Here is a 19,946-nt window from a genome sequence, read left to right as displayed (position 1 = left end):
TTTTGTAGGCCGGATAAGCGCAGCGCCATCCGGCACTTTATCGGTGTCACACTTTAACGGCTCTGCGCTTCACGCCAGATGCGGATTGCCATCCACGCCAGAACCGCGACGCCCAGCACTAATACGCCCCATACCAGCAGTCTTTTCCACTTTCCTTCCTGTTCGGTAAGGGGGGTTGCCGTCATACGCGCCTCTCCGCCCAGCGTGACCTTATCTCCTGGCAGTGCATCGGGAATCGACGTAGGGTCAAGCTGCTTACGCAACTCCTGCGGGATCAGCGTGTCCGGCGTGACGGCGGCAGGCTGCGCCGCTTTATTTCCCCACGCCAATATAAACGGCTCTTTGCCCTGGGCGTTAAACACCAACGCCAGCCGATCGCGGCTACCGTAGACCTGCGGCAACAGATTGGGCAGACGCGCGTCCAGCGTGGTAATGCGTACAGCCTGCACCGTCTCGCCCGCCAGCTCCACTGCCACGGAGCGCTGCCCATTACGTTGCCAGAGCACAGTTTTAGTCAGCGGCTGCCACGCCGAAGTCGCCGTGCGGCGAATGGCAATCTCTACTGGCAGCACGACATCTTCATGAAACTCTACAGAGAGCGAGCGAAAAGGCTGTGGCTGTGGCCATTGATATTGCGCTTCGGTCGGCGAAACCTGCCGCCCGTTTCCCGCCATCTGTATTTTCTCAAGCGGTGCCGGCTCGCGGCCGGGCATGGCCATTGCCTCGGTGAGAGTTACCGGCAGGTCTGGCGTATCAAACACCAGCAGTAGATAACGCCCGCCGTCGGGCAACTGCCTTTCCGGAAGCTGTATACGATCGAGTTTGAGCTTATCGTTTCCGCTTGCCAGCGCCATCACCGGTGCATCATCCAGCAAAGTATCCCAGCTGCGCATATCGTGGCTTACCAGCACCGAGGCTCTGCTGCGCCAGTTCTGGCTGCTCTCCTGCCAGCCCAGCTTGATCTCGCCAAGCCGGAAGGTATCGGGCAGATCGGGGGGCAGCACCAGCAAATAGCTCTTTCCAACCGGTTTTGAGGCGTCGCCTTCAATACGGATCTCCACTCCGGACGGTGCCTGCAGGCGCACGATATTCTCCTGCTGTGCCGCGCCGCTCACGGGCGTAGCATCCAGCGGAAAGACACGCAGCGGCACTGCTTCAGGAGCCACGGTTTTGGTATTTTGCGTTTCAAGGGCGAACGGTACACGCTCACCGTCATGGTTAAACACCCGCACATCGCGCAGATCTGGCCATGCGCTGTGGGCATAGACCTCCTGCGGCAGATCGACGCGATACCAGGAGGCGGGCTGTGGCACATCCAGCATCACGCCGCGGGCATAATCCTGCGGTTTTTCAGGGAGCTCAGCTGCACTCGCCGTGGCGCAAAACAGCGTACTTAACAGTAATCCGTACAACTTTTTCATTGTCCTTCTCCCTCGCTCTCTTCCCGCACCGCTTTTGGCGGCAAGGGTGAAAAATAGCCCACAATCAGTACCAGTACCGCGACGCCAATAAAGGCGATGGCGCGTGCCAGCCCACCGCCGCCCGCGCTGTCGACCAGCATCAGTTTCACCAGCACAACGCCCAGCAGTCCACCGCCGACCAACCACTGCTGTCGCGCCTGCTGGCGCGTCGCGCGGATCATCACCACCAGCGCAATCAGCATCCAGAAGAGAGCAAATGTTGTCTGAATAAGGCGTGACGCCCACAGGCTTTCTGCACTCCACGTCACCTCGCCATACCAGGAGAGCGCGCGCAGCAGTATGCCATTCAGCCACCAGAATCCCAGCGCAGCGAGCGCCCACGGGCGGGCGCTCCGGAGATCGGGTGCGTAATGCGGATAGTGTTTCCAGGCGAACTGGGTATAGAGCCACACGCCAAGCAGCGCGAACGCCGCGCCCTCCTCCAGCGGATTGAGCAGGGGCAGATATGGCATGCCCATTACCACGCCGTCGTTCAGGTTGGCAAACAGCAAGGCGATAATGAGCAGCGGCACCAGCGGTGCCGGCCCCTGCGCGCCATAGAGCGCAGGCCAGACGCGGAACGGCCACAAATTGCGGCGCACCGCCGCCAGCGTCAGCATAATCACCGCGCCGCCAGCCGCCATCGGCAATCCCCATCGCCACGGCGCATTACCCCACGGCAGTGTGTTCACAAACCACCACAGCTCGCTGCCAGCCGCGATCAGCAGCAGCCAGAAAAGGGAGAGATGTAAACCTTTCGACAGACGCGGTAGCAGCGTGCCGCCCGCTTTACGTAACAGCAATAGCGCAGAAGGCAGCGCCACGCACCAGACCAGGTTTTGCCAGCCGGACGCCAGCAGGTGCCCCTGAGCAACCAGCCGCTCGCCGATTAACAACACCATCGCTGGCCACAGTAACCACTGGGCATACCCGAGCTCCGGCCAGGCAAAACGCATACTCCCAGCGCGCCACAGCCACACGGAGAGCGCCACCAGCAGCAACAGACCAAAGCCCATCTGCATCGCTTGCGGCATCACAAGCTCCACCGCGCCCGCCAGCGCGATAATCCAGTAGAGAATGCCACCCGCCAGCAGCAGCCAGCTTCCCTCGCGTCGAATCGTGCGCCACAGCCCTGCGCCGACCAGCCAGCTGGCGCTGAGGACAGCAAAAATCATCAGCGTGGAGAGCGCGTTGATACCATTGGCTACCGCCCACAGCGCACTGAAGAGCGCCAGCAGCAACAGCGCCGTGCCGCTGTAGCTCATGCGCCGCTGCTGTTGCTGCACGCCGAGCCACAGCACACCAAGCCCTTCCAGCGACCAGGCCATTGCCGTCCAGCGCGCGGACAAGGCCAGCGGAATGGCGAGCGTCGCGAACGCCCCGCCCAGCGCCAGCGCGGCGAGCACCAGCGGCTTACCAGCGGCCGGGAAGCGTTTAAGGGCAACCGCGGCGAGCGTCAGGTAGAAAAGGCCAAAACCGAGGGCACTGAAGGCCGGTCCGTAGGCCCAGTGCTGCGTCATGGCGTACTGCATACCAAAACCCGCCAGCGGAGGGGCAAACAGCAGCACACCGTCGATAATGCGCTCGCCCCGGCGCTGGGCACGTAGTGAAAGCCCCACGCTGAAGACACCGAAAATCAGCAAGTTGGCAACCAGGAAGAGCTGGCAGCTGAGGTAATCTTCCGGGCGATAGCTGGAAATGCCCCACAGGGCGGCCACGCCGAAGGTGAAGAACATGCCGAGGATATTCAGCTCGCGCCAGTGCTGCCAAACACTGATCGCGAGAATGCCAACGGAGAGCAGAAGGTAGAACGAGAAGAGCGCGATATGGCTCCCGCCGCCGGTAGAGAGCAGGATCGGCGCGAGGTAGCCGCCGAGGCTTGCCAGCAGCGCCAGGCTCAGCGCCCGTTGCAGCACCGCAAGGCCGACGCTGGCTGCGCAGATCACAATCAGCAGCGCAAAGGCGAGCGTCATCGGCAGCATTTGCCAGAGGCGAAACGCGCCAAATACCGTGAGATAGAGCGCGCCTACCGCCCCGCCCTGCAAAATAAGGGCAAATACCGTCTGTTTATGCCGCAATCGCCAGCCGAGAACCAGCAGCACCAGCGCGACAACCGCCACGGCGACAAGCCGCAGCTCCAGCGGGAAGAGCGCATATTCCACACTGTAACGCAGCAGGAAAGAGAGACCGATAAAGAGCAGCAGCACGCCGAGTTTCGCCAGCGGGTTGCCCTGCATAAACCAGCGCACCAGCGCGGTAACCACGCCCCAGGATTCGCCATCCGGCGCTTTCGTCTCTTTACGTTCACGCACCGCAGGCGTTGGCGTCGGCTCTGCCGTCGCGACTTTACGCCCCCAGACATTGGGTGCGGGTTGCGGCTGTGCAGGGATAATTTCGCTTGCCGCCATCGGCTGCGGCTCAGGTATTGGCGGCGGCACCTCAGGCGGTGCGCTTACCGGCTCGTTTACCGGCTCAACGGCAAGTTCCTCACTCACCGCAGGGGCAACTGCCCGTTGTTCAAGTATGCTGACGCGCTGGCGCAGCAGTTGCAGCTCGACCTGCGTGGCAAGGCTGCGCCGCCAGGCAACAATCGCCATTATCGGCACCACGACCAGCGCCAGGATAAGCACGATAACACCGAATATCAGAAGACCATCCATGTACTTTCGCCTTCGCTAAAGGGGAGACGTTACGCCCGCCTCCCCTCGCGCAGGCTCAGGAGGCAGACCAGACAGAAGCGCTGATGGCTGAAAGCGTCAGCACGCCATCCTGTAGGTTACCTGTACCTTCCAGAAGCCGCCACTGTTTCGCTTGCAGCAGCGGTGAATCTTCCAGCACTACTTCACACGCTTCGCCGCGGTTAATGGCAATCAGCACCCGCTGCTGGCGATAGACACGCAGAAAAACCAGCACATCCTGCCGGGCAAAGACCACCAGACAGCCACCGTGACGCAGCGCCTGGCTGCGGGCACGCAGCTTCGTCATCCGCTGGTAAAGCGCCAGCAGGTGGCCATCCTGCTGCGCTGTGTGCCACGGGAAGGGTTTGCGGCAGAAGGGATCGTTCGCGCCATCCAATCCTACTTCATCGCCGTAGTAGATGCAGGGCGTGCCGGGCCAGCAAAAGAGCCACACCACCGCCACCGGCAGGCGGGCAATATCCTTGCCGAGAATGGTTTTAAAGCGCGGCGTGTCGTGGCTGTCGAGCTGGTTAAACATCCGCAGTTGCTGCTGGTGCGACAGCGCGGCGCGATAGTTATCCATCCAGGCAGCGCAGGTCTGCGCATCGATACTTTGCGGATCAAGGGAGATATCGGTATTGGCGAGAAACGCCCATACCGGCAGGGTAAAGCCGCGGTAGTTCATCGCTGCATCTTCAGCATCGGCCTGCAGCCACTGGCGCGCATCGCCAAAGTGTTCGCCCACCACATAGGCCTGAGGCTGGGTCTCTTTTGCCGCCCGGGTAATGCCGCTGACGTGATGCAGGTTGTTTCGCGCCCCGCCGTTTTCTCCCAGCATATGCACCACGTCGAGCCGCCAGCCGTCCATATTCCACGGCGCTTTCAGCCAGTGACGCACAACGCTCTCCTCGCCCTGATAGATCTCCTCAATCAGCGACGAAGCGCGGTAGTCGAGTTTCGGCAGGCTGGCGTAGCCCAGCCAGTCATGGGCGTAGCCATTTTCATCAAAGTTGTACCAGCTGCGCCAGCGCGAATCGGGGTTATGACAGGCCCCGCCGGTGGCACGGTTATGACGGTCGAACCAGGCATGGGAGTCGCCGGTATGGTTAAAGACGCCGTCGAGGATCAGCCGCATGCCATTCTCCTGCGTGTTACGGCGCAGACGCAGCAGCGCCTCGTCGCCGCCAAACTGCGGGTCGACGTGGCGGTAATCTTCAGTGTCATACTTATGCACGCTGGGGGCGACAAATACCGGGTTGAGATAGAGCGCGGTGACGCCGAGCTTTTTCAGATAAGGCAGCTTTTCGCTGATGCCGTCCAGATCGCCGCCGTAAAAGGTCGACCCGCCCGCTTCGCCGGTAAGCGGCTCATCCCAGTCGCAAAAACGAATCTCGCGCCCTGCGGCGTGGTGCCAGTAACGCTGGTCCTGCTGCGCAGTGCGCGCCTCGCTGCGGGCAAAGCGATCCGGGAAGATTTGGTAGAAGACCTGATCGGCGACCCACGCCGGGCCTTCGTCGGGCGCATCGATGGCAAACTGCTCAAGCCTGGCGGGCGGGAAGCGGCTAAAGCCCTGCGGCGTAAACCAGAGCTGGCGATCGTCCCACAGCAGTTTAAAGCTGTAGCGGCGGCGCGGCTGGCCGTTGCTGATATCAATAGCGGCGCGCCAGAGGGTGACGCCATTATTAGCGGTGTTGCGCGCGCGGTGCATCGCAACCGGCGTCTCTTCGTTATCGATCTCAATTCGCAGCGTGACGCGCGACGGTAAATCCGTGCCGCGCAGCCAGAGGTTAATGATTAACTGCTGCTGGTGCGCTTTCACAAACGGCGCGACGGGCAGGTGCCATGCATTCAACATCAACGATCCCCTTTACATAATCAGGATCACTGTAGCTAACGTTCGGCCCGGCCCGCCTCATTCTTTCCCTCTTTTTAGGGGGGGGAGAGACGGGGCGCAGAGATAAGACAGAGAAAAGGGGGAATCGTAGGCCTGATAAGCGCAGCGCCATCAGGCATAACGCCGGGTGGCGGCTACGCCTTACCCGGCCTACAAGGGCGAAACAATAACGCCAGAGAATTTACGTCGGCGTTTAAATGCGCAGAGATCGTAGGCCTGATAAGCGTAGCGCCATCAGGCATAACGCCAGGTGCGGCTACGCCTTACCCGACCTACGAAGAGAGATGACGCTACTGGATCTTTATGCCCGGCGTTTAAACGCCCAGCCAATCAGCAGCAGCACAATCCATGCAAAGCCGACATAGAGCGAAATGCGGGTTTCCGGGTGCCAGCCAATCAGCGCAATGATAAATACCAGGAAGATCAGCCCGGCAACGGTGGTCGCCACGCCGCCCGGCACTTTAAACTTCAGCGCTTTCACTTCGTCCACCGAGAGGCGACGGCGGAAACCAATCTGCGACAGCAGGATCATGATCCACACCCACACCGTGGCGAAGGTCGCCAGTGAGGCAATCACCAGGAAGACATTCTCCGGCATGATGTAGTTGAGATAGACCGCCATCAGCAGCGCCAGCGTCATCACCAGCACCGTCACCCACGGAATGCCGCGGCGGGAGGTTTTGGCGAACATCTTCGGCGCACTGCCCTGCTCCGCCATGCCGTGCAGCATACGCCCGACGCCAAACACATCGCTGTTGATCGCCGACAGCGAAGCAGTCAGCACGACAAAGTTCAGGATGCTGGCGGCAAAGGTGATGCCCATATGCTGGAAGGTCAGCACAAACGGGCTACCGTTGGTGCCCACCTGGTTCCACGGATAGATCGACATAATGACGAACAGCGTGCCGACATAAAAGACCAGAATACGCATCGGCACAGAGTTGATGGCGCGCGGAATCGACTTCTCCGGCTCTTCCGCTTCCCCGGCGGTAATACCGATGATTTCGATACCGCCGTAGGCGAACATCACCATTTGCAGCGCCATCACCGTGCCCAACCAGCCGTTACTGAAGAAGCCGCCGTGGCTCCAGAGGTTGCTGATGCCGGTCGGTTGCCCGCCGTTGCCGATCCCCCAGATAATGATGCCAAAACCGGCGGCGATCATGATGATAATGGTGGCGACTTTAAAGAAGGAGAACCAGAACTCCAGCTCGCCGAAGACTTTTACGCTCATCAGGTTGATGGCGCAGATCAGCAGCACCACGCTCAGTACCCAGATCCAGTGCGGCACCGTCGGGAACCAGACGCCCATATAGATGCCGAAGGCGGTGACGTCGGCGATGGCGACAATCAGAATTTCAAAGCAGTAGGTCCAGCCAGTGATATAACCGGCCAGCGGGCCGAGGTTTTCCTGCGCATAGCGTGAGAAAGAGCTGGCGGCCGGATTATGCACGGACATCTCGCCCAGCGCACGCATAATGATATACGCCGCGACCCCGCCGATAATATAGGCCAGCAACACGCTGGGCCCGGCCATTTTGATGGCGTCCGCGGAGCCGTAAAACAGCCCGGTGCCGATCGCTGAACCCAGCGCCATAAAGCGAATGTGGCGGGTGCTTAGCCCACGCTTCAGCTTATTCGTACTTTCCATCGTTTCCACTGCCGTTATTCATCACAAAAAATAAAAAACCACGGAGTGCGCTACCCCGTGGTTCAACAAACCGTGCTTGCTGCTGTTAATGCGCGCTGGAGGTCACCTGACGTCCCGCCGCACGATCCCAGATAGCGGCCAGAACCACCATCACCAGGCTCGGCAACAGCCAGGCCAGGCCCTGCTCCGCCAGCGGTAAGCGCTGTGTCCAGAGAGGAAGGTGCTCAGCAAACGCGGAGGCTTTCACGCCGTCAAGGATACCAAAAAGCAGGCTGATAAACATGGTCGGCGCAATGACGCGGGTGGAACAATGCCAGAAAGGTCGGGTAAAGCTCAAGACCACCAGCACGATACAGGGCGGATAGATCATCGTCAGCACCGGAATCGAAATCTGGATCAGGTGGCTCAGACCAAGGTTTGAGACCGCCATCGAGAAGATACCGAGGATAAAGACCAGCGTGCGGTAAGAGAGCGGCAGGTACTGGGCGAAGAACTCTGCGCAGGCGCAGGTCAGGCCAACCGCCGTCACCAGACAGGCGATGAAAATCAGCGCTGCCAGCAGGAAGCTGCCCGCGCCACCAAAGGTGTGCTGAACGTAAGCATGGAGAATCGCCGCGCCGTTAACGGACTGATCGACCAGCGTCGCGCTGTCAGAACCAAGGCGGAAGAGCGCCAGATAGAGCAGCGTCAGGCCAACGCCGGCCATCAGACCCGCCCAGACGGTATAGCGAGTCAACAGACGCGCTTCAGTCACGCCGCGCGAGCGGGCGGCATTCACGATAACAATACCGAAGACCATCGCACCGAGGGTATCCATCGTCAGGTAGCCATTGACGAAACCGTTAGAAAACGGCGCAGTCTGGTAGGCTTCCAGCGCATGGCTGATAGGACCGGCAGGCCACACCAGCGCAGCGATTGCCAGAATCGTCAGAGCGATAATTTTCAACGGCGCAAGGAAATTGCCGACGGTATCAAGCAGTTTGCCCGGATAGAGAGAGACCAGGATCACCAATGCAAAGTAGACCAGGCTGTAGATCAGCAGCGCCGAAGAGCCGTCGCCGGTCAGCGGCGCAATACCCACTTCAAAAGAGACGGTTGCAGTACGCGGCGTGGCAAACAGCGGCCCAACGGCAAGATAGCAGACCGTTGCCAGCAGCACGCCCGCGACTTTGCCAATCGGTGTGCTGAGGCTATCAATGCCGCCGCCCACTTTTGCCAGCGCAACCACCGTTAGCACCGGCAGGCCCACCGCAGTAATCAGGAAGCCCAGCGCCGCCGTCCAGACGAATTCACCCGCCTGTAAGCCGACCATAGGAGGAAAAATGATGTTACCTGCGCCAACAAACAGCGCGAAGGTCATAAAGCCCAGCGCGATGATGTCACGCGGTTTTAAGTGATGGGTCATAATGTTTACTGCCTGTGGATGTGGTGTCGTAAATATGTTGAATAATTAGCCTCTCCGCACCGGACAATAACGCATCATTAACGCGTTAAATCAGCGGGAAATGCTTAATGCACTGCGTGGCGAAGAATAGTTTTTCGGTTTACCACGCAAACACAGTCGGTCTGACAATGCATGGGGCGCAATTTAAACGCTTATAACGTTTAAAGGCAAGTCGGGATCGCAAAACCAGATAGTTATACTAAACAGCAGAAACCAGCCAGTGAAAAACTCTATTTATCAGAAAAACACGTGGCTGATCGTGCGAACAAAAAAGCAACAACCGTACAAACTACGTTGCAGTCGCACGATGAGGCGAGGCAGAGCGGCTCGCCGCAGCAAGCCGCCGGAAAGATAAGCTGACAAGGTGATTAAGGGTGGGCGTTTTTGGCAATCAGGCGTTCCGGTAAGACAAAGCTAAATCGCGTCCCTTTGCCCGGCGTGCTGCTGATATCAAGCCGGCTGTCATGGTGATTTACCGCGTGTTTGACTATTGCCAGACCAAGCCCGCTGCCGCCGGTCTGCCGGGAGCGCGCTTTATCCACGCGGTAGAAACGCTCAGTCAGGCGCGGAATATGCTCGGCGGCGATCCCTGGCCCATTATCCTCAACGCTAAACTCCGCACCGTGCGCCACCGGCTGCCAGCGCACGATAATATGCGTCCCGGCGGGGGTGTGATTCACCGCGTTATAGACCAGGTTCGAGATGGCGCTACGCAGCTGCTCTTCGCTGCCCAGCACTTTCAACTGGCTGTCAATTTCAAAGCTGAAGCTCTGTTTCTGCTGACTGAGGGTTTGCGCTTCCCGCTCCACCACGCGCAGCATCATCGGCACATCAATCACTTCATTCGCACCGTGCGTCGGCGCGGCTTCGATTTTTGACAGGGTGAGAAGCTGGCGCACCAGCCCCTCCATCCGCGAGGTTTGCTCACGCATGGTGTGTAACGCTTTTTCGCGCGGTGCGCCCTCCAGCGTCTGCTCCTGCATCATCTCAAGGTAGCCCTGCAGCACCGTCAGCGGCGTGCGCAGCTCATGGCTGACGTTGGCAAAAAAGTTGCGCCGCGCCCCTTCCAGCTGGTGCATCTGCGTGACATCGCGCGCCACCATCAGCAGCTGCTGCTCGCTGTAGGGCATTACACGGATCTCTAAGTGGCGACCGTTGTTGAGCACCAGATTGAGGGGCTTACTGAAGGTCTGGCTCTTCAGGTATTGGGTAAATTCGGGGTAGCGCAGCAGGTTAAGGATGTTCTGCCCGTTATCATCGGGCCAGCGCAGCCCCAGCAGCTGTTGCGCAAGGCCGTTACACCAGAAGATCATCCCCTCTTCCGTGGTCAGCACCACCGCATCCGGCAGCGATTCGGCACCGCTGCGAAAGCGTTTGATCAGGTTGCCCAGCTCGCGGCGGCGCTTTTTATTGCGCATCTGCATCTGATGCAGGCCATAGAGCAGCGGCTCCCAGCTGCCGGTGCCGGGCGGCGGCGTCATGCTTTTATCGACCCATAACCACCAGGAGAGACGCAGCAGATTCCAGAAGTGCCAGACCAGAAGCCCGGTCACCGCCGCCAGTAAAAACCACGGCAGATAGCCGAACATCGCGCCCAGAATAAAGGCGGGGATACAACAAAGGAGGAGCTCCAGCACCAGCCTTTTCCATGACAGCCTTTCCAGCACGCGTCACACTCCTGTCAAATTTCAGAAACGGGTCGAAAAACGATATCCCGTGCCGCGTACCGTCTGCACCATCCGGTCGTGTCCACTCCCTTCCAGCGCTTTACGCAGACGACGAATATGCACGTCTACGGTTCTGTCTTCAACATAGACATTGGTGCCCCAGACGTGGTTCAGCAGCTGTTCACGGCTGTAAACGCGCTCCGGGTGGGTCATAAAGAAGTGTAAGAGTTTAAATTCGGTGGGGCCCATATCGAGGGGGTTTTCGCCGGTCATAACACGATGGGAGGAGGGATCGAGGCTTAAGCCCTGCATCTCAATCACCTCTTCCACCGCCATCGGCGAAATGCGGCGCATCACGGCTTTAATGCGCGCCACCAGCTCTTTCGGCGAGAAGGGCTTGGTGATGTAGTCATCTGCCCCCGTCTCAAGACCGCGAACGCGATCTTCCTCTTCACCGCGCGCGGTGAGCATCATCACCGGAATATCGCGGGTCATCGCTTCGCGCTTCAGGTGCTTGATAAATTGAATGCCGGACCCGCCGGGTAACATCCAGTCCAGCAGCACCAGATCCGGCCAGGGTTCATTAAGCTGGTTTACCGCGCTGTCGAAATCTTCAGCTTCAACAGGCTGAAAACCATTTTGTTCGAGCACAAAGCACACCATTTCACGGATCGGTGCTTCGTCTTCCACGACCAGAATTCGTCTCGCCATCATTCGCCCTGTATTAATTAGTCTGCAGTATAAATAGCGTCGCCATTATGCGTCAGTTTTATGACAGATTTATGAATAAGATGACCGCTATATGACCCAGCCCGCGCGAATGTGACAACGCAAATTTGCGCCAGGCGATGTCCCTGACCCGCTTAATGTTTATAATCGCCGTTATGCTTTTTTGCCACGGGATCACTATGCGCATTCTTCACACATCGGACTGGCATCTCGGCCAAAACTTCTACAGCAAAAGCCGCGCCGCCGAGCACAGCGCTTTTCTGGACTGGCTGTTAACCACGGCCGAGCAGCAGCAGGTCGACGCCATCGTGGTGGCGGGCGACATTTTCGATACCGGATCGCCACCGAGCTACGCCCGCGAGCTCTATAACCGCTTTGTGGTCAGTTTGCAGCGCACCGGCTGCCAGTTAATCGTGCTGGCGGGCAACCATGACTCCGTGGCGACCCTCAATGAATCAAAAGAGATCCTCGCGTATCTCAACACCACCGTAGTCGCCAGCGCAGGCGTTGCGCCGTTTCTGCTCTATCGCCGCGACGGCGAACCCGGCGCGGTCTTCTGCCCGGTGCCCTTTCTGCGCCCGCGCGACATTACCGTCAGCCAGGCGGGGATGTCCGGGCAGCAAAAACAGCAGCACCTGCTGGCCGCCATCACCGACTACTATCAGCAGCAGTATCAGGCCGCCTGCGACCTGCGCGGCGATAAGCCGTTACCGATTATCGCCAGCGGCCATTTGACCACCGTCGGCGCGAGTAAAAGTGACGCGGTGCGTGATATCTATATCGGCACGCTGGATGCTTTCCCTGCACAAAACTTTCCCCCGGCGGATTACATCGCGCTTGGCCATATCCATCGCGCGCAGAAAATCGGCGGCACGGAGCATATTCGCTACTGCGGCTCACCGATCCCACTGAGCTTTGATGAGACAGGAAAAAGCAAAGGGGTCAATCTGGTGACATTTGCCGATGGCAAGCTGGCAGAAGTCACCACTATTGACGTGCCCGCCACTCAGCCACTGGCGGTGATTAAGGGCGAGTTTGCCGATATCTGCCGTCAGCTTGAGCAGTGGCGCGATGCCCCCGCCACGCCGCCGGTGTGGCTCGATATTGAGATTGTCAGCAGCGACTATCTGGTCGATATGCAGCGCAAAATCCAGCAGGTAACCGAAGATCTGCCCGTCGAAGTGCTGCTGGTGCGCCGCAGCCGCGAGCTGCGCGACCGTCTGCTCGCCGGTGAGCTGCGTGAAACATTGAGCGAGTTAAAAGTGGAAGAGGTCTTTGACCGCAGGCTGGCACAGGAGGAGCTCGACGAGATGCAGAGTGCGCGCTTACATACGCTGTTCGGCGAGACCCGCCAGGCGCTGGATGAGGAGAACGACGCATGAAAATCCTCAGTTTACGGCTGAAAAATATCAACTCGCTGAAGGGCGAGTGGAAAATCGACTTTACCGAAGAGCCCTTCGCCAGCAACGGGCTGTTCGCCATTACCGGGGCAACGGGGGCCGGGAAAACCACCCTGCTGGACGCTATCTGCCTCGCCCTCTACCACGAGACGCCACGCCTCAGCACGTTGTCGCAGTCACAAAACGACCTGATGACCCGCGACACCGCCGAGTGTTTGGCAGAGGTGGAATTTGAAGTTAAGGGGGTGGCCTATCGCGCCTTCTGGAGCCAGACGCGCGCCCGCGGGCAGGCGGATGGCAACCTGCAGGCACCGCGCGTGGAGCTGGCGCTGTGCGAAACGGGGAAAATCCTCGCCGATAAGGTCAAAGATAAGCTCGATCTCACCGCCTCCCTCACCGGGCTGGATTATGGCCGTTTCACCCGCTCCATGTTGCTCTCGCAGGGGCAGTTCGCCGCATTCCTCAACGCCAAACCGCGCGAGCGCGCTGAACTACTGGAGGAGCTGACCGGCACCGAGATCTATGGGCAGATTTCGGCGATGGTGTTTGAGAAGCATAAAAGCGCCAAAGGCGAGCTGGAGCAGTTGCGCGCGCAGGCCGAGGGCGTCGTGCTGCTGGAAGCCGGGCAGCGGGAGCTGCTTGAGCAACGTTTGCAAGCACTAACTGACGAAGAGCAGACGCTGCTGAACACCCAGCGCAGCGCCCAGGCGCAGGCGCAGTGGCTCACCCGCGAAGCAGAACTACAAGCAGCGCGCGGGCGGGCAAAAGCGACGCTGGCGCAGGCGCTACAGGCGCGTAACGACGCCAGGCCGCAGCTTGCCGCGCTTGAGCTGGCGCAACCGGCGCAGCAGCTGCGCCCGCTGTGGCAGCGGCTTGAGGATCAGCGCAAAACGCTAACGCATACCCGAGCGCAGAGTGAGGAAGTGAATACTCGCTTACAGGCCAGCCTGTTACAGCGCGCGCAGATACGCGCCAGCGCCGCACAGCAGCAAGCCTCGCTGCTTGCCTCGCGGCAAAGCCTGGAGTCGTGGTTAAACGAGCACGCCCGCTTCCAGCGCTGGCAGAGTGAATTAACCGGCTGGCGGGCGCTCTTCAGCCAGCTGGCGGAGGAGAAAAAACAGTGGTTTTCGGCGCAGCAGCGTGTGCAGAGCCAGCAGGAGCGCCTGCGCACGCTACCACTCTCCACTCTTGAGATGAGCCTTGAAGAGACGGCAGCAGCAATGGCGCTCTGTGCGCAAAACCGCCCGCTGCGCCAGCAACTGACCGCTCTGCATGCCCGCTATGCGCCGCTGCGTAAGCAGTTGAACCAGCGCCAGCAGAGCCTGCTGGATCTGAAAGCGGAACAGGAGAAACTGACCGCTGAGCTGGCGCACAAACGTGAACTCTATAAAGAGAAAAATCAGTTACTGAACGAGGTGCGCACCATTTGCGAGCTGGAGAGCCGGATTAAGGATCTCGAAAGCGAGCGCGCGCGCCTCCAGCCCGGTCACCCCTGCCCGCTGTGCGGCGCAACGGAGCACCCGGCGGTCGCCCACTATCAGGCTATCGAACCGGGCGTCAATCAGACGCGCTTTAATGCACTCGATCTCGACGTACGCACGATGAAAGAGGCGGGCGTGGCGCTCGGCGAGCGTCTGAAAGGCCTCGCCGAGCGTTACGAGAAAGATGAGCGCGAAGCGAAACTGCTCCAGGAGGAGGAGCGCAGCTGGCTTGAGGCATGGGCAAAAGCCTGCGCCGCGCTGAACGTCACCCTTGAGCCGCAGCGCGATCTCAACAGCTGGCAAAGCGCGCAGGATGCCTACGAGCATCAGCTTTACCTGCTCAATCAGCGCCTGACTCTGCAGCAGCAGATCAATGAGTTGCGCCAGCAGAGCGAGCACTATCAACAGGCGGTTGAGCGCCGCCGCGAAAGCCTGGCCGCAACCCTTGCAGGACTCGACCTGGCGCTGCCCGCCGAAGATGATGAAACGTCGTGGCTGGCTGCCCGCGCCGATGAAGCGCAGCAGTGGCAGGCGCATCAGCAGCAGCTGACTGCGCTCCAGGAGCAGCTGGCGCAGCTTGCGCCAATCCTCGACACCCTGCCCGCAGAAGATATCGCCGTTGGCGAGGCTCGCGTGGCACTGGAGGGGTGGCGTAAAGTGCACGACGCCTGCCTGGCCCTGCAAAGCCAGTGGCAAACCCTGCATCAGCAGCTGGCGCAGGCGGCAGAGAGTGAGCATCAATCTGAACAGGCGTTTAACGAGGCGCTGGCGGCGAGTATTTTTGACGATCGCGACGCCTTCCTTCGCGCCCTGCTTGATGATGGCGAGCATCAGCGCCTTGCGCAGCTGCGCCAGACGCTGGAGGCCGAGTGCCAGCAGAAACAGGCATTGGCGGCAAATGCAGAGCAGACGCTTACTGACCATCAGCAGCAGCGCCCCGCCGGGCTTGGGGCGGATGCCAGCATAGAGAGTACCAAACCGGCTCTGGAGCAGCTTGCACGTCAGCTGCGCGAGAACGCCACCGGCCAGGGCGAAGTGCGCCAGCAACTGAAACAGGATACGGATAACCGCAAACGCCAGCAGACGGTGCTACAGCAGATTGAGCACGCCAGCGCCCGCTGCGATGACTGGGGACATCTGAATGCGCTGATTGGCTCCAGAGAGGGGGATAAGTTCCGTAAATTCGCCCAGGGGCTGACGCTGGATAACCTGGTCTGGCTGGCGAATAACCAGCTCACCCGCCTGCACGGGCGCTATTTGCTCAAGCGCAAAGAGAGCGACGCGCTGGAGCTGGAGGTGGTCGATACCTGGCAGGCAGATGCGGTGCGCGATACCCGCACCCTCTCAGGCGGCGAAAGTTTCCTGGTGAGCCTTGCGCTGGCGCTGGCGCTCTCCGATCTGGTGAGCCACAAAACGCGTATCGATTCGCTGTTCCTCGACGAGGGCTTTGGCACGCTGGATAGCGAAACGCTCGATACGGCGCTGGATGCGCTCGATGCGTTAAATGCCACCGGCAAAACCATCGGCGTGATAAGCCACGTTGAGGCGATGAAGGAGCGTATTCCGGTGCAGATTAAGGTGAAGAAGATAAATGGGCTTGGCTACAGCAAGCTCGATGGGAAGTATGCGGTGCAGTAGGCCGCAGCACAGTTGTGCTGAAACCGCCCAGGCCGGATAAGCGGTACGCGCCATCGGGCAATGGGTGAGGCATGTTGCCTCGGTGGAAAAGGTTTTGTAGGCCGGATAAGGCGGAGCCGCCATCCGGCAATGGGCCTGGTATGTAGCACGGGTGGAAGGGTTCCGGTCACCAGGCGTTGGGGAGTTTCATTAATCTCTTATGCGGTGAACGGGACAAGGGAAGCGGCCGCGCTCCCCTTGTCAATCCCCGCGGCCCCCTCGCTGCCATATCGCAGATAAAAGCAACGTTGGTGTCGCTGTAGGCTCGTTTTGGTAGGCCGGATAAGGCGAAGCCGCCATCCGGCAATCGGTGCTGCGGTGATAATGCCGGATGGCGCGTAAACGCTTATCCGGCCTACGCCGTTTCAGCGGCTCGATTGGCGCATTACTCCCCCTGCGGCCAGAGCCACGCGGCGCCGCGCACGCCGCTGGAATCCCCGTGCACCGCTTTACGGATCGGTGTTTCACACTCACCGCCGAACACCCACTTCTGCATCAAACCCGGCACCGTCTGGTAAAGGCGATCGACATTACTCATCCCGCCGCCCAGCACGATCACATCGGGATCGAGGATATTCACCACATGCGCCAGCGACTTCGCCAGCCGCATCTCATAGCGGCTCAGCGCCAGCTCGGCAACCGCATCCTGCTCATTCACTAGCCGAATAATTTCGTTGCCCTTCAGAGCCTGGCCGCTCAGACGCTGATAATCGGTGCCAAACCCGGTGCCGGAGATAAAGGTCTCAATGCACCCCTGCTTACCGCAATAGCAGGGCACTTCAGTGCGATAACGCAGCTCATCCTCATCCATCCACGGCAGCGGATTGTGCCCCCACTCGCCCGCCGTACCGTTAGCGCCGATATGGGAGTGGCCATTGAGCGCAATGCCGGAGCCGCAGCCTGTGCCGATAATCACCGCAAACACCGTCTGCGCGCCCGCTGCCGCGCCGTCGACCGCTTCCGACACCGCCAGGCAGTTGGCATCATTCGCGAGGCGCACCTCACGATTAAGCCGCTGGCTCAAATCTTTATCAAACGGTTTACCGTTGAGCCACGTGGAGTTGGCGTTCTTCACCACCCCGGTATAGGGCGAAATAGAGCCCGGAATGCCCATGCCGACTGTGCCGCGCTGGCCGGTCTCTTTTTCCGCTAAATCGACCAGCGAAGCGATAAGCTCAATGGTCTGCTGATAGTCGCGCGGCGTCGGCTGCCGATGGCGGAACAGCGTCTCGCCGCTCTCGTCCAGCGCAATAATCTCTGTCTTTGTACCACCCAAATCGATACCGATACGCACATCAAACTCCTCGTAGTGGACCACGCATTAGCAATGCAAGCGCGGCGACAATTCGCTATTATGCCCGCTGCATTTAACGACAAGGCCGTGGAAAAAATCATGCTGTGGTTCAAAAATTTAATGGTATACCGTCTCAGCCGCGATGTGGCGCTCCGTGCGGAAGAGATGGAAAAACAGCTCGCCCCGCTCTCGTTTACGCCATGCGGTAGTCAGGATATGGCGAAAACCGGTTGGGTTCCACCGATGGGCTCACACAGCGAAGCGCTGACCCATACCAACAACGGCCAGATTATTATCTGCGCGCGCAAAGAAGAGAAAATCCTGCCGACACCGGTGGTGAAACAGGCGCTGGAAGCGAAAATCGCCCGCCTCGAAGCCGAGCAGGCGCGCAAACTGAAAAAAACCGAAAAAGATGCGCTGAAAGATGAAGTACTGCACTCGCTGCTGCCGCGCGCCTTCAGCCGCTACAGCCAGACGATGATGTGGATAGATACCGTCAACGGCCTGATTATGGTCGACTGCGCCAGCGCAAAAAAAGCGGAAGATACGCTGGCGCTGCTGCGTAAAAGCCTCGGCTCTCTCCCGGTGGTACCGCTGACGATGGAAAACCCGATTGAGCTGACGCTGACAGAGTGGGTCCGCTCCGGCACCGTCGCGCAAGGGTTCCAGCTGCTGGACGAAGCCGAGCTGAAAGCGATGCTGGAAGATGGCGGCGTGATCCGCGCGAAAAAGCAGGATCTGGTGAGTGACGAAATCGCCGTACACATTGAAGCAGGCAAAGTGGTCACTAAGCTGGCCCTCGACTGGCAGCAGCGCATCCAGTTTATGATCTGTGATGATGGCTCGGTAAAACGCCTGAAGTTTAGCGATGAGCTGCGCGATCAGAATGAAGATATCGACCGGGAAGATTATGCCCAGCGTTTTGACGCCGACTTTATTCTGATGACCGGCGAGCTGGCGGCACTGATTCAAAATCTGGTGGAAGGCCTCGGCGGCGAAGCCCAGCGCTAACGATTTTAGCGACTCACTATTCCAGGCCCGGTAAGCGCAGCGCTACCGGGCTTTTTTGTCGCCGGACGGCGCAAGTGTTACAGATAACGGCAGAGATAGGCACTCGGCTCGGCGACCTGAAGATGGAATTCGCTATGGCCCGGGACATTGAATACTTCGCCGGCGGCGTGCGTTTTCCACTCGGTTTCACCTGGCAACAGCACATTGAGCGCGCCGCTGACCACCGTCATCTCTTCCGGCTGGGCGGTGGAGAAGGTGTACTCCCCTTCCATCATCACGCCGACGCTGGCGCGGCCGGTGCTGCTGCTGGTAAACCCAATGGACTTCACTTTACCGGAAAAGTATTCATTACTTTGAAGCATAAACAGGCCCTTATAGAGAAATGACTGGAAAACCACTATAGAGGCCGGGCTTAAGTGATGTCACGCGAAATTGCGCCGTTCTGCGGCTACACCAGCAGTTCCGAGGCCAGCCGCGCCACCAGCACATTGGAGAGTAAAACCGGGACATCCAGCGCTTTTTGCAGCAGATCGCGATGCTGCTGATGGAAGCCAAGACAGTCGAGCATCAACACATCAGCACCGCGCTCCAGCAGCGCTTTTCCGGCGTCAATCAGCTCCGTCTCGCTCGCCTGGTAGGGGTGGCAGAGTTCATACAGCGGCTCTTTTTCCAGCACCTGCCACTTCTTCTTCTGCGGCGCCATCAATTCAGGCACCGGCACAATCACGCCGACCTGGTGACCATCGACAATCGAGGCGACCAGCGGGGGAATAATGCGCTGCGGTTCAATCAGGATGGCGTTGCGCGCGTTTAAGCCACGGATATCTGCGGTACTCATCAACAGGATGACGTCATAGGTTCCCTGATTATCGAGCACCTCGATCACGCTTTGCAGATCGCGCTCCACCTTCTCGCGCGACACCAGGCCGAGGCTGTCATCACTGAGGCGCGTCGGGATAGCGGTCTCGCCAGGATCGACGCAATAATCAATCTGAACTTGTGCCGGGTCCATCTTCCCCAGCAGGCTAACATGGGTGATTTGATCTTCTGAAACATGCTCTGCCAGAAGCGGCAGGATCTCTTTTACCGGCACCACACCAATGGTGAGGATCGCCAACGTCGCACTCATCTTCGCTTTCCGCCTTTCAAAACTGCTTCTAGTTATGATTCTCTGTACAACAACCGACGGAGGATGGAGCACCGCCGCCGTGTAAAGAGAATGAGCCACTCCTGTGTTCTAATAAATTCCAGTAACAATGAATATAAACAGTGACTGGCATTAAGCCAGTCAAAAAATGTGATGCAAACGACTTTCTGAAAGGTTCAGGAAATCATGCTGGCGGGATCGCCGGATTAACTTTTATCGGGATCCTCATAACGCTTTTTCGCATCCAGCGCTTCCTGCTCCGTGGGGTGCTCGCTGATCAATGAGTCCGGCTTCGGATGATCCGCGCGCAGTTCATACCAGGTGACAGTCGCGTCGCTGGGTCCCTTCTCAACAGCTACAACACGGGCTTCACGCGGATAGGGCGGTTTAGTCGGCATAGCTTATTCTCCTTT

The 19,946-nt window shown here is 59.2% G+C and carries 14 protein-coding genes; 3 read left to right on the top strand and 11 right to left on the bottom strand.

The annotated features are described in order from the left end of the window. Positions 1 to 53 precede the first annotated feature (53 nt). The 7 genes from HF650_RS05415 to phoB form a co-directional block, all read right to left on the bottom strand. Complete coding sequence (locus HF650_RS05415; RefSeq protein WP_187801497.1) at positions 54 to 1,421, bottom strand: DUF3999 domain-containing protein; 1,368 nt, start codon at positions 1,419 to 1,421, stop codon at positions 54 to 56. Next, positions 1,418 to 4,120, bottom strand: coding sequence for a DUF2339 domain-containing protein (locus HF650_RS05410; protein WP_187801496.1), 2,703 nt, complete (start codon positions 4,118 to 4,120; stop codon positions 1,418 to 1,420). The genes HF650_RS05415 and HF650_RS05410 overlap by 4 nt, the downstream gene beginning before the upstream one ends. A gap of 55 nt (positions 4,121 to 4,175) precedes the next feature. After that, entirely contained in the window at positions 4,176 to 5,993 is a 1,818-nt protein-coding gene (gene malZ / locus HF650_RS05405; RefSeq protein WP_187801495.1) for a maltodextrin glucosidase, read from the bottom strand. Between the two features lie 340 nt (positions 5,994 to 6,333). Further along, entirely contained in the window at positions 6,334 to 7,683 is a 1,350-nt protein-coding gene (gene proY, locus HF650_RS05400) for a proline-specific permease ProY (RefSeq protein WP_187801494.1), read from the bottom strand. An 85-nt stretch (positions 7,684 to 7,768) separates the two neighbouring features. Next, complete coding sequence (brnQ, locus tag HF650_RS05395; protein WP_187801493.1) at positions 7,769 to 9,088, bottom strand: branched-chain amino acid transporter carrier protein BrnQ; 1,320 nt, start codon at positions 9,086 to 9,088, stop codon at positions 7,769 to 7,771. 407 nt (positions 9,089 to 9,495) lie between these two features. Then, on the bottom strand, positions 9,496 to 10,794 hold the full coding sequence (gene phoR / locus HF650_RS05390; protein ID WP_187801492.1) for a phosphate regulon sensor histidine kinase PhoR: 1,299 nt from the start codon (positions 10,792 to 10,794) through the stop codon (positions 9,496 to 9,498). Between the two features lie 21 nt (positions 10,795 to 10,815). Then, on the bottom strand, positions 10,816 to 11,505 hold the full coding sequence (gene phoB / locus HF650_RS05385; RefSeq protein WP_023481914.1) for a phosphate response regulator transcription factor PhoB: 690 nt from the start codon (positions 11,503 to 11,505) through the stop codon (positions 10,816 to 10,818). Positions 11,506 to 11,702: 197 nt separating this feature from the next. Between phoB and sbcD the strand changes: the two genes are divergently transcribed. Together sbcD and sbcC are read left to right on the top strand one after the other, a co-directional pair. Then, positions 11,703 to 12,905 carry an exonuclease subunit SbcD gene (gene sbcD, locus HF650_RS05380; protein ID WP_187801491.1) on the top strand — a complete coding sequence of 401 codons (1,203 nt, stop codon included), beginning with the start codon at positions 11,703 to 11,705 and terminating at the stop codon, positions 12,903 to 12,905. Continuing rightward, positions 12,902 to 16,042 (top strand): exonuclease subunit SbcC, encoded by a 3,141-nt coding sequence (gene sbcC, locus HF650_RS05375; protein ID WP_187801490.1) that lies wholly within the window; start codon positions 12,902 to 12,904, stop codon positions 16,040 to 16,042. Before sbcD ends, sbcC begins: the two co-directional genes overlap by 4 nt. 424 nt (positions 16,043 to 16,466) lie before the next feature. Here the strand turns inward: sbcC and mak are convergent, their stop codons facing one another. After that, entirely contained in the window at positions 16,467 to 17,375 is a 909-nt protein-coding gene (gene mak, locus HF650_RS05370) for a fructokinase (RefSeq protein ID WP_187801489.1), read from the bottom strand. Between the two features lie 99 nt (positions 17,376 to 17,474). Between mak and rdgC the strand changes: the two genes are divergently transcribed. Beyond that, positions 17,475 to 18,386, top strand: a complete 912-nt coding sequence (rdgC, locus tag HF650_RS05365; protein ID WP_023478948.1) for a recombination-associated protein RdgC — start codon at positions 17,475 to 17,477, stop codon at positions 18,384 to 18,386. 77 nt (positions 18,387 to 18,463) lie between these two features. Here rdgC and ppnP read toward each other — a convergent pair whose 3' ends face one another. From ppnP to yaiA, 3 genes are all read right to left on the bottom strand, one after another. Beyond that, the gene (ppnP, locus tag HF650_RS05360) at positions 18,464 to 18,748 is read right to left on the bottom strand and encodes a pyrimidine/purine nucleoside phosphorylase (RefSeq protein WP_054804570.1); all 285 of its coding nucleotides are present in this window, start codon (positions 18,746 to 18,748) and stop codon (positions 18,464 to 18,466) included. 86 nt (positions 18,749 to 18,834) lie between these two features. After that, positions 18,835 to 19,515 carry an AroM family protein gene (locus HF650_RS05355; protein ID WP_187801488.1) on the bottom strand — a complete coding sequence of 227 codons (681 nt, stop codon included), beginning with the start codon at positions 19,513 to 19,515 and terminating at the stop codon, positions 18,835 to 18,837. Between the two features lie 224 nt (positions 19,516 to 19,739). Beyond that, positions 19,740 to 19,931, bottom strand: a complete 192-nt coding sequence (yaiA, locus tag HF650_RS05350) for a protein YaiA (RefSeq protein WP_187801487.1) — start codon at positions 19,929 to 19,931, stop codon at positions 19,740 to 19,742. Positions 19,932 to 19,946 lie beyond the last annotated feature (15 nt).

The organism is Kosakonia sp. SMBL-WEM22 (genome assembly GCF_014490785.1).
Classification (GTDB): Bacteria; Pseudomonadota; Gammaproteobacteria; order Enterobacterales; family Enterobacteriaceae; genus Kosakonia.
The sequence above is the reverse complement of the archived record's forward strand: the minus strand, read 5'-3'. Positions and strand labels throughout refer to the sequence as shown.